The sequence below is a fragment of the bacterium genome, from assembly GCA_040757115.1.
In the GTDB taxonomy this organism is placed as follows: domain Bacteria; phylum UBA9089; class CG2-30-40-21; order CG2-30-40-21; family SBAY01; genus JBFLXS01.
Map to the genome: position 1 here is coordinate 21,021 of JBFLYA010000018.1, position 10,396 is coordinate 31,416.

Here is a 10,396-nt window from a genome sequence, read left to right on the forward strand (position 1 = left end):
GATATGAAGGTTTCTATCATAACCCAGGCAAGAATAACATCTACTCGACTTCCCGCAAAGGTATTAAAAACTATAAAAGGAAAATCCCTGTTGGCTTACCATATTCAAAGGGCAAAATGGTCAGGTCTGCCTATTATTGTGGCTACAACACTAAAGAATAATGAATCTATTATTGAAGAATGCAATCTATTAAAAACTCCATACTTTAGAGGAGATGAAGATGATGTATTAAGTAGATATTATCATTGTGCCAGAGAAAACCAGATAGATACTATTATTAGAATAACCTCTGATTGTCCTTTAATAGATGGATACTTAGTTAGAGAGGGATATGAAGAATATAAAAGATTAAAGGTGGATTATTTATCAAACTCCATTGAACGAACCTTTCCAAGAGGATTAGATTTTGAAATTTTTTCTTTTGAGGCTCTTGAATTAGCCTACAAAAATGCAAAAGAATTGTTTGAAAGAGAACATGTAACCCCTTATATCTGGAAAAGCAATCCAAATTTATTTAGAATAAAAAATTTTTTATTCAGACTAAACAAATCTGGGTATAGAATCACTGTGGATACGGAAAAAGATTTTGAGGTGATAAAGATTTTAATTGAAGATTATGGGGCAGACCAAAAGGGTTATGAAGAAATCATTGAGATATTGGATAAGCATCCAGAGATAGTAAAGATTAATGAAAATGTTAAACAGAAAAACGATGGAGTGTAAAAAAAGTAGAGCAATATTCAGAGTTGATGGTGGTGCAGGTATCGGCCTGGGACACATAATGCGATGTTTAAATCTGGCTGATGGATTAAAAGAAAAAAATATCCAAAGTATATTTATCACTAAAGACAATAATTCAGAAATTGAAAAGCATATTGTTAATTATTTAGTAGAGAAATTGCCTTCACATATAGATTTGAAGGAAGACCTGGAGTTAACCATTAATTTAATTAAGAAACATCAACCTGATTTAGTCATTACTGATTCTTATGAAATTGATGAATATTATCTTGAGCAGATGAAGAAATTGAATGGGACGCTAATAAGTATTGATGACCTATCAAAATTGCATTTCTGTTCTGATATGGTGCTCAATCAGAATATCGGGTTTAAGGATAGTGATTACTCTACAGAGGGATATACAAGGTTGTTATTAGGGACTAAATATGCTCTTCTGAGAAAGGAATTTGGAGAAAAGCACTGCTTAGAGAAAGAAATAAAAAGCGTTGCAGGAAATATCTTGATTACCCTTGGTGGAACTGATATTGATAATCAGACGGTTAAAGTAATCAGGGCAATTAAAACAATCGAAGATAATCTTATTGCTACCGTAATTATGGGACCGGCCTATCAATACGAGGAAATTCTTAACAATGAGATTAAAGGAACAGACGGTCAGTTTATTTTAAGAAGAAATCCTCAAGATATTTTTGCACTGATGATGAATACTGATGTGGCTATCAGTGCAGGTGGAAGTACTTGCTATGAGCTGGCCTGTTTGGGGGTGCCGAATATCATTCTGATCCTGGCTGATAACCAGAAGAAGGTTGCCAACGGATTGGCTAACTACGGCACTTCTGTTAATTTAGGTTGGTTTGAAGAAGTTACTGAAGAACAAATCAAAGAGGCGGTAGAGGATTTGATTAAAAATAGAGATTGGCGAGAGAAGATGAGCAGGAAAGGTAAAGAATTGGTTGATGGTAGAGGGGTGAAAAGAGTAGTAGAAGAAATTTGGAGTTTATTGGAGTGAATGATGAAAAAAGTCAAGATAGGCAATAAATTAATTGGTGAAGATGAACCTTGCTTTGTAATTGCTGAGGCAGGAAGTAATCATAACCGTGATTTCAATCAGGCATTAAAACTGATTGATGTAGCGGTTGAATCTCAGGCTGATGCAGTTAAGTTTCAAACCTACTCTGCAGAATTTCTCTATTCAAAAAAGACACCTAAGATGAATTATCTAAAAAAAGAGAAATTGACTAAAGAAGATGAATCGGTTTGGGAGCTTATTAAGCGAATTGAAATGCCCCGAGCATGGCATAAAGACTTATCAGACTATTGTCAGGAAAAAGGAATTATGTTCCTTTCCACTCCTTTTGACCTTCAGGCTGTAGATGAACTTGAAGAGGTAGGTATGTTGGCACATAAGATTGCTTCATTTGAAATTACCCATTTACCTCTTCTGGAATATGTAGCTAAGACAGGCAAACCTATAATCCTTTCTACGGGTATGGCTAATCTTTCAGATATTGAAACAGCCCTTGAAGTGATAAATAAACAAGGCAATGAAGATGTTATTTTACTTCATTGTGCTATAAACTACCCGGCTAAATATGAAAATTTAAACTTAAAAGCGATGCAGACAATGAAACAGGCATTTCAATTACCAGTAGGATTTTCTGACCATAGCCTGGGTATTACGGCAGATATAGCCGCGGTGGCTCTGGGAGCCAGTGTCATAGAAAAACATTACACCTTAGATAGAAAATTACCCGGTCCTGACCATCCCTTTGCTTTAGAACCTGATGAGCTAAGGGCAATGGTTCAGGGGATAAGAGATACGGAAAAGGCATTGGGCTCACCAATTAAAAGACATACTAAAGATGAAGAGGAAATGTTTCATTTAGCCAGAAGAGGTCTTGTTGCCGCATGTCATATCCCCAGAGGAACAAAGATTAGCAGGGAGATGATAGAAGTTAAACGGCCAGGACTGGGCATCCCAACCAAAATGATGGATATAGTTATTGGTCGAACCGCTATGGTGGACATCGAAGAAGATGATATACTGACCTGGGAGATGATATGATAACCTTACGAGAAGCTACAATTGAAGACAAAGATGATATTTATCATTGGAGAAATGACCCGGTAACAAGAAAACAATCCTTTAATACCAGAGAAATTCCATATCAAGAACATTGCCAATGGTTCAACAAAGCATTAGAATCTCCCGATAAACTTTTCTATATTGGGATTGATGATAAAAATGAAAAATGTGGTGTTGTCCGATTTGATCTGCAAGGTGAATTTTCTGCTGAAATAAGTGTTAATGTTCCTGCTTCAAATAGAGGTCGAGGCATTGGTTCACAACTAATTGGACAATCTTGTGCCTTGTTTTTCTCAAAGACAAAAAGAAAATTTGTCATAGCCAGAATTAAAGAAAAAAATACTGCCTCTATTAAAGCCTTCCAGAAGGCGGGATTTTTGGAACTGTTTGGTTATAATGATACTACTGAAGGAAAAGTAGTATCTCTAATTTTACTGGTTAGCAAAAAAGAAAAATGAAGGTAAGCGTTCATCTACTTAAAAAAATAACTGTAAAATGTAAAATGAGCAATTAAAAATTTAAAAGTCAATTCTGTGTTCTGGCAGTAAGAATTGATTTCCCAATCATCTTGCATAATTCTTCAGCCTCATCAAGTATATTTTGTAACCATCCTTTCATTTTACATTGCCCATTTTACATTATTATTAGATATCTTGCAATGACCTGAACGCTTACTTTTAAACAAATATGGATTGACTGAAAAATTTACTGACTTCATGGAAAAGCATTATGGAAAATAATCAAAAAATTAAAATAGGTAAGAGAATATTAACTAGAAAAGAATTATTTGAAGAAAAGGGGAAATTCCGCAAAGAACGGGCTAAACTTCCTTTTAATGAAAAAATAAAGGCACTTAGTCAATTACAGGAGCTTGCATATAGTTGGGGAAACAAAAAAGATATAATCGTATGGAAAATATAAGACTTCTGCAAAACGAGAAAAAATGAGGTAACTGTTCAGGGTATAATGAAGGGAAAAGGGAAAATAGTGGAAAAATGGAAAATTTAGGGACGGCTCATTTTAGTATGAAAGATTAAGGAAAAATAATTCTTTTATCTCCAGAAAAAATCAATGAATAATAATTTTAATCTTGCCTATATCCTTAAACATAAACTCGTTACAAATACTTTTGTCTACACAAATTCTAATATTATTGTCTCGGCTATTCCATTTCTGCTTTTACCTATTCTAACCCGTTATTTAACCCCTGCTGATTATGGTATTGTTGCTACTTTTCAGGTAATATTAGCGATAATAACAATAGTGGTGGGATTAAATACTCACGGTGCGGTAGCGGTAAATTTTTTCCAGATGAATGAACAGGAAATCAAGATTTATATAGGCAATATAGCCTATATTATAATTATTAGTTTTGTTTTGACCTTTGGGTTAATCAGTATGTTCATAAAGCCGCTTTCCTATCTGTTAAAATTCCCAGGAGAGTGGTTACCTATTATAGCTGTGGTTGCTTTGTCACAGGCTGTTTCTCTGGTTACTCTTACACTCTGGCAGGTAAAACAAAAACCTGTCCCTTATGGAATCTTCCAAATTGCTCAAATGCTTATTAATGTTAGTCTCTCTTTGTTCTTTGTGGTAGTATTGGGTTGGAAATGGCAGGGGAGATTATCAGGTATAATTATTACCTCTATTATCTTTGCCGTTGTTGCTGGTTTTATAATTTTCAAAAAAAAATATATAGGATTTTCCTTTAATAAGGGTTATGTTAAAGATGCTTTGTTTTTTGGCATTCCCCTTATCCCACATGCGTTAGCTGGCTGGGTGATGACAGGCATAGATAGAATTTTCCTTAATTCAATGGTTGGCGTTGCTACAACCGGTATTTATATGGTAGGTTATCAAGTAGGAATGATTATAGGTTTATTAGCCACTTCATTTAATCAAACCTGGGCACCATTTCTATATGAAAAATTAAAGGAAAATAATTATTCTACAAAGGTAAAGATTGTTAAATTCACATATTTATACTATATATCTATAATTACCCTGGCATTAGTATTAAGTTTTTTAGCTCCATTTTTGCTAAAATTTTTTGTGGGAAAGAGTTTTCATTCTGCATATAAATATGTCTTGTGGATTGCTTTGGGCTATGCGGCAAACGGTATGTATTATATGGTCGCAAATTATATTTTTTATGTTAAAAAAACCTACATTTTAGTTTGCATAACATTTTTTTCCGCAGGTGTTAATATAGTTCTAAATTATTTTCTAATAAAGGCTAACGGAGCAATAGGTGCCGCTCAATCAGCAACAATTAGTTTTTTTACTGTATTTATTCTTACCTGGATATTAAGTGCAAAGGTCTATTCTATGCCCTGGTTTAGCTTTTGGAAACGAAATGAGGTATAAGATGTTAACATTAAAAGATTCTTTAATTATCGAAAACAATTCAGAAATATTCGATTTTAGATTTGAATTTGATAATATTCTTATGTGGCCATTTATGAGATTTGATTTGCATAACATCCCGATTTTCAAAGAATATAATCTTGGTCAGCTTCCTTCATCAAGGGAAAAATTAACTTTTATATATTTAAAAAATACACTCCTTAATAATCCCTTCAAATACAGTTTAAAAACCAAATATGATATTTTAATGTTTTGCTCTGGAATTACAAATGTAAAAAAGGGAGATAAATATTTTAATAGAGTAAGTGACCATTTTGCTTTTATAAATAAGGATGAAACTTTGTTAATAGAAGATTCTGTAAGAAGAAGAATATATTATACACCAAGATATTTTCCCAATATTTGCTATCACGATTTCATCCCTCTTGCAGGTTATATTAAATCAAAGTTTGTTAAGCCATGCAAAAAAGATATTATCACCATAAAAAATCTGCGAAAATTTTTAGAACAACTTTTCCCGTATCAACTTGAAAAATCAGAGTTAAATACAATAGAAAATGCTTTGTTGTATATTTCGAAAAGGTTAACTATATATTATTATTTATATAATAAATTATTTGACAAATTTAATCCCAAAGTAATATTTTTAGAAGATGGCAGTTATGGTGGAAATAGTTATATTCTGAAATGGGCTAAGGCAAGAAATATTATTACCATAGAACCAGAACATGGGATTGTTTTTGAAAATCATCCGGCATACAATTACGGTAACGCCATACTTAATTCAGATTTTTACAAGGAATATTTGCCTGACTATTTCTTAACTTATGGTAAATATTGGGGTGAAGTAATAAATTTGCCTGTTAAAAAAATAGCCATTGGTAATCCTTTCTATTGCGAAAATATAAAAAAAATATCCACTACCAATCAGTTTCAGACTAAAACAAAAATATTAATTGTCTTCTCTGGAGGGATAATTCCAGAGATGAAAAAAATTGTCTTAAAGTTCCTCTCTATCATTGATAACAGTAAATATGATGTTTCTTTTAGAGTCCATCCCACTGAGTTACCTGATGTGAAAGAGAGGTATTCTGAGATTATAGCCAAAAATACAATAAAAATAGATACTGAATCAGATGTGTATTTAAGTTTATTAAATACAGATTTCGTAGTCGGTGAACCTTCTACTGTTTTGGTTGAATCAATAGGTTTTTGCAAATCTGTTTTTGTGATTGACCATCCATTCACAGATTTGTATTTTCCCAGAAGCATAATTAAACGATTTTCGAATGCAGAGGAATTAATGAATCTTATTATAACACATAACTCAAACAATGAAATTAACAAAGATTATATCTGGGAACCTGATTGGGAAGTTAATTATAAAAATTTTATGAATAGATTAATGTCTGTGAATTTGAAATAGACCTTCACCCCACCATTTTCTCTTAACATGTTGTGAATATAACACTTATAGCACTTATTAGTCAAAATTTGACATATAGTAGTTATTAACGAAAATTTCTCATAGAACAGATATAGCAACAGGGTTGATGGTTGATAGTTTATAGTTGATAGTTTATAGTTTCATAGACTATCAACCATCAACCATCAACAATACTAATGTGAAGTTTTGGTTAATACTTACTATACTTATCGGCATTTCTAAGTAAAATTTTGAATAATAACTGCTATATTACTGCCCTAATTATTTGCTCTGTCAGTGCTTTTTCTCTGTGGTGAACGATTACCTTTTTACCTACTACCTGAATGGTTACCTCTAATCGTTATCTGTGAAGTAACAATTCCTTTTTCAAATCCCAATTGATTTAGCAATTCAGTTTTAACGGGTAATATGCATTCATTCGCTGAGGGATTTAATTTAAACAACCAATCATACAAATTTTTGTATTTTTCCACTAATAGTTTTTGTTTTTTAATCTGGTCATGAAAGTATTTATTTGGCCAGAAACGTAAATCTCGTGGGACAAAAAGGATATGTGAATGTCCTAATTCAACCAGTTCCACAAGTTTATGTGCCTCATGTTCAAATTGAACTACCTCTTGACTTTCTCCTCTCTCCGGGTCATCAACATTAGTCAGTCGAGGTTTTTTTATCACGCGGAATGGCAAATCAAACATCTTTCTATCAATTGAGGTATGTAGCCAGCCCATATTGGTATTAAATTCTTCTATATTCAACAAATCATTATGGCTGTGTGGTGAAATTCGGGTAAGTTCTAAAATACCCGGTCCTGTTTGACCATCTGGTCGTTTCATCAGAACGCATTTTCCGCCTTTTTTGTCCTCTGCAGATTGCCGGGCAGATTCAAACATTATTTGCACCTGTTGTGTTTCATTGAGCCAGGAAAAATATCCCGCGATAGTTAGGTCTATTTTTGCCTCAGAGTTATCCACATTACAGATTAAAAGTATCTCTCCACCGTTATTAATAAATTCGTCATAAAGTCCACTTTTTTCAAACGCTTGATAGACATCGCCGTGTCCTTTAGTAACGATACTTAATCTGCCGCTTTTGCGAGTAATTAATTCTGCGGTTTTGGGATTAATTCTTGGCCAACCCAAATCCTGGCAAAAATGTTTTGGTTTGACTTTCAGATTGAAATCATTAAATTTTTTAAGGTAGTCTTTTGTATCTTTATCTGTTGACGGACTATTCATAAAATATGTTGGTATGGGTAGTCCAGTTTGATAGATAGAATAAAGTTTGATGGCAATAAAACTAATTGGTGTGAGCATAATTGCTTGAAATATACCTTTAGTTGGTCGATAGCCTAATTCTTTCTCATACGAAGTGGCAACACCACCGTTTAAGATTATCATCCCTAACTTACCATTTTCTGCCAGGTTAAATCCTCTTTGAGAAAAGTAATCTGGCATAAGCCCATTTTGTTGCTCAATTACAGATAACTCGTCATAAGAACTCATATATTTTGTTCCTTTTAATGAACAAATCTCACCATCATAAATTACTTCTAACTCATTTCGCAGGTATTTCTGGCGAATTTCACCAAATTTTTCTACATCCATTTCTGGATAATTTTTCTTTAACCAGTCTAAATTGTTATTCATAACCGTTCTCCTGAAAAATAGGAAGTAGAAAGTAGAGAGTAGAAAGTAGAGAGAAAATCTTTCCTCCACCTGTTTTTTCCTATTTCTCCTGAAAATGTGTGTAACTTGTTGTAATTATTAATGTTTTGTAATAGCGATAGGGAAGTAATACCGTCTCTTCTCTTAAAAACGCACAATATCCCCCTCCCGCCATCGTCTCAAAAACTATTTGTCTCTAAACTATCGCTCCCCTTCTATTAACAACCTATTATCCATAGATTTATACTATATATTCTAAATATATGGTCAGCCAGCATAGCTATTAAAAATTTCTCCTGCGTGCTCTATGGCAACATTCCTTTGTTCTTATGTCTGGCTCGGTCAGTTTCTCCTTCGGGGTCTATACCACCAGTAACGCCCGACCTCTCTTACCATATATCCTTTTGTCTATATCCTATGCTACTTTCTTAAGAAAAACTACATCATAACCAAGATTGAGTAGTATCTTCCTGTAACTCCCTGCTATCTTCTTTCTCCTCTTCTCATCAAGATAACTTATCCCAATCTCTTTATATCCTACTTTATTCTTCAAAATGTAATAACTCATTATCAATATCTTATGTCCTATCGCTACTAATGCTCGTTTCTTCCCCCGCCTACCTGCAAGACGGTGATACTTTGAATTTAAATAACTATCCTTCTTCTTTGACCCCGCCCAAGCACTTTCTGTTAATGTCACTTTTAAACCTTTATTACCGTGAGTTGTCCCACAACTTTTTTTTTACCAGCACTCTCGTTATTCCCAGGACTCATTCCTGCCCACGAGGATAAATGTGCCTCTGTAGGAAATTTACTCATATCTACGCCTATCTCGGCTATTATGGAGGCGGCACTATCTCCTTTTACTCCAGGTATGGTCTGCAGTAATTCATACTCTTTCCTATACTTATCTATCTTCTTGTCTATCTCCTCTTCTATTCTTTCTACTATCTCCTCTATCCCCCTAATATGTCTTAATGACTCCTTTATCATAAATTTATGATGCTCCTCAAATTTCCCAAATAACGCTTCTTTTATCACTTCTTTTTTCCCTTGTAGTCTCCCTCTGGCTAAATCGCTCATCTCCTCTATAGTTAATTTCCCCTTCATTAATTCCTCTATAATTTCACTCCCACTTACTCCAAATGTCTCTGTTACTACTGACGATAACTTTATATTCGCATCCTCTAATACCCTTTGTATCCTATTCTTCTCCGCTGAAATAGATTGAACAAGCTTCCTCCTATACCTCGTCAAATCCCTTAACTCACGAATATCCCGCGGTGGGATAAAACTCCCTCTTACTAAACCATTCCTTAATAACTTACACAACCATTCAGCATCACAAACATCGGTCTTCCGACCAGGAACATACTTTATATGTCGTGCATTTACCAGTATAACCTCAAAATCCTCCTCTAATATGTTAAATACAGGCTTCCAATATACCCCTGTGCTTTCCATGGCTACATGAGTAACCCCCTTGCTCTTAAGCCATTCCCTTAACTTCAGCAAATCGTTTGTAAATGTCCTGTAACTTCGCACCTCCTTCGCAATACCAATTCCATCAAACATGCAGTTAAACTTTCCTTGTGCACATCGTAACTGCTCATCATCAAGTGGCAATCTGCACCTTACAGCTTCAACAGCCACATAATATCTAAAGAACCGTTTTTTATGGCGAAGGACCTCATGGATAACAAACTGCACTTCTTTGCCCGATCATCTCTGCTAAGGATGGCAGCCTGTATTCTCCAGAAAGTCTATCGTATAAATACTTACGAAAATTCACTCCAAGTTTTCGACATGTATCTTTAATTGACAAAAATATCTCCCAACTCCGTGTCCCTTCCTCACTTCTGGTCGGTATGATGATCTTGCGTTTTACAACATATTCCCTTACAGCTAATTCTGCTGGATTGTTGTGCAATGGCACTTCGGGATGATCTAAGACCACCAACAATCCTGATTTCCTTTCCATTGTTTTCGCTATGCATTCATCAAGTGTAACATATCCTGTTTTTACTGAAAAGAGTTTATCAAATGCCTCATTTAATCGTTTTTTCTCTTTCTCATCTGGATTGGATTTAT

The 10,396-nt window shown here is 34.2% G+C and carries 11 protein-coding genes; 7 read left to right on the forward strand and 4 right to left on the reverse strand.

What is annotated here, in order from left to right; genetic code table 11:
* Positions 1-3 precede the first annotated feature (3 nt).
* From AB1422_02575 to AB1422_02605, 7 genes are all read left to right on the forward strand, one after another.
* Positions 4-723, forward strand: a complete 720-nt coding sequence (locus tag AB1422_02575; protein ID MEW6618230.1) for a glycosyltransferase family protein — start codon at positions 4-6, stop codon at positions 721-723.
* Complete coding sequence (gene pseG / locus AB1422_02580; GenBank protein ID MEW6618231.1) at positions 689-1,750, forward strand: UDP-2,4-diacetamido-2,4,6-trideoxy-beta-L-altropyranose hydrolase; 1,062 nt, start codon at positions 689-691, stop codon at positions 1,748-1,750. The genes AB1422_02575 and pseG overlap by 35 nt, the downstream gene beginning before the upstream one ends.
* Positions 1,751-2,806, forward strand: a complete 1,056-nt coding sequence (gene neuB, locus AB1422_02585) for an N-acetylneuraminate synthase (protein ID MEW6618232.1) — start codon at positions 1,751-1,753, stop codon at positions 2,804-2,806.
* On the forward strand, positions 2,803-3,285 hold the full coding sequence (locus AB1422_02590; GenBank protein MEW6618233.1) for a GNAT family N-acetyltransferase: 483 nt from the start codon (positions 2,803-2,805) through the stop codon (positions 3,283-3,285). The genes neuB and AB1422_02590 overlap by 4 nt, the downstream gene beginning before the upstream one ends.
* A gap of 271 nt (positions 3,286-3,556) precedes the next feature.
* On the forward strand, positions 3,557-3,748 hold the full coding sequence (locus tag AB1422_02595) for a hypothetical protein (protein ID MEW6618234.1): 192 nt from the start codon (positions 3,557-3,559) through the stop codon (positions 3,746-3,748).
* 150 nt (positions 3,749-3,898) lie between these two features.
* A complete protein-coding gene (locus tag AB1422_02600) occupies positions 3,899-5,194 on the forward strand; it encodes an oligosaccharide flippase family protein (GenBank protein ID MEW6618235.1) in 1,296 nt (431 codons plus the stop codon).
* A gap of 1 nt (position 5,195) precedes the next feature.
* A complete protein-coding gene (locus AB1422_02605) occupies positions 5,196-6,620 on the forward strand; it encodes a hypothetical protein (GenBank protein ID MEW6618236.1) in 1,425 nt (474 codons plus the stop codon).
* A gap of 329 nt (positions 6,621-6,949) precedes the next feature.
* On the opposite strand, the gene AB1422_02610 is transcribed toward AB1422_02605, so the two are convergent.
* The 4 genes from AB1422_02610 to AB1422_02625 all read right to left on the reverse strand — a co-directional run.
* A complete protein-coding gene (locus tag AB1422_02610) occupies positions 6,950-8,287 on the reverse strand; it encodes a UTP--glucose-1-phosphate uridylyltransferase (GenBank protein ID MEW6618237.1) in 1,338 nt (445 codons plus the stop codon).
* Positions 8,288-8,720: 433 nt separating this feature from the next.
* Positions 8,721-9,005: a hypothetical protein gene (locus AB1422_02615; GenBank protein ID MEW6618238.1), complete on the reverse strand. Its 285-nt coding sequence runs from the start codon at positions 9,003-9,005 to the stop codon at positions 8,721-8,723.
* Between the two features lie 2 nt (positions 9,006-9,007).
* Positions 9,008-9,958, reverse strand: coding sequence for an IS110 family transposase (locus AB1422_02620; GenBank protein MEW6618239.1), 951 nt, complete (start codon positions 9,956-9,958; stop codon positions 9,008-9,010).
* A gap of 37 nt (positions 9,959-9,995) precedes the next feature.
* Positions 9,996-10,396, reverse strand: a 401-nt coding sequence (locus AB1422_02625; GenBank protein ID MEW6618240.1) for a transposase, incomplete at its 5' end; no start/stop codon positions are given.

Excerpts from the sequence above, each read along its gene's own strand:
- AB1422_02605 (MEW6618236.1), top strand. The coding sequence starts at position 5,196 with ATGTTAACATTAAAAGATTCTTTAATTATCGAAAACAATTCAGAAATA.
- AB1422_02600 (MEW6618235.1), top strand. The coding sequence starts at position 3,899 with ATGAATAATAATTTTAATCTTGCCTATATCCTTAAACATAAACTCGTT.
- AB1422_02590 (MEW6618233.1), top strand. The coding sequence starts at position 2,803 with ATGATAACCTTACGAGAAGCTACAATTGAAGACAAAGATGATATTTAT.
- AB1422_02595 (MEW6618234.1), top strand. The coding sequence starts at position 3,557 with ATGGAAAATAATCAAAAAATTAAAATAGGTAAGAGAATATTAACTAGA.
- AB1422_02575 (MEW6618230.1), top strand. The coding sequence starts at position 4 with ATGAAGGTTTCTATCATAACCCAGGCAAGAATAACATCTACTCGACTT.
- neuB (MEW6618232.1), top strand. The coding sequence starts at position 1,751 with ATGATGAAAAAAGTCAAGATAGGCAATAAATTAATTGGTGAAGATGAA.
- pseG (MEW6618231.1), top strand. The coding sequence starts at position 689 with ATGAAAATGTTAAACAGAAAAACGATGGAGTGTAAAAAAAGTAGAGCA.
- AB1422_02610 (MEW6618237.1), bottom strand. The coding sequence starts at position 8,287 with ATGAATAACAATTTAGACTGGTTAAAGAAAAATTATCCAGAAATGGAT.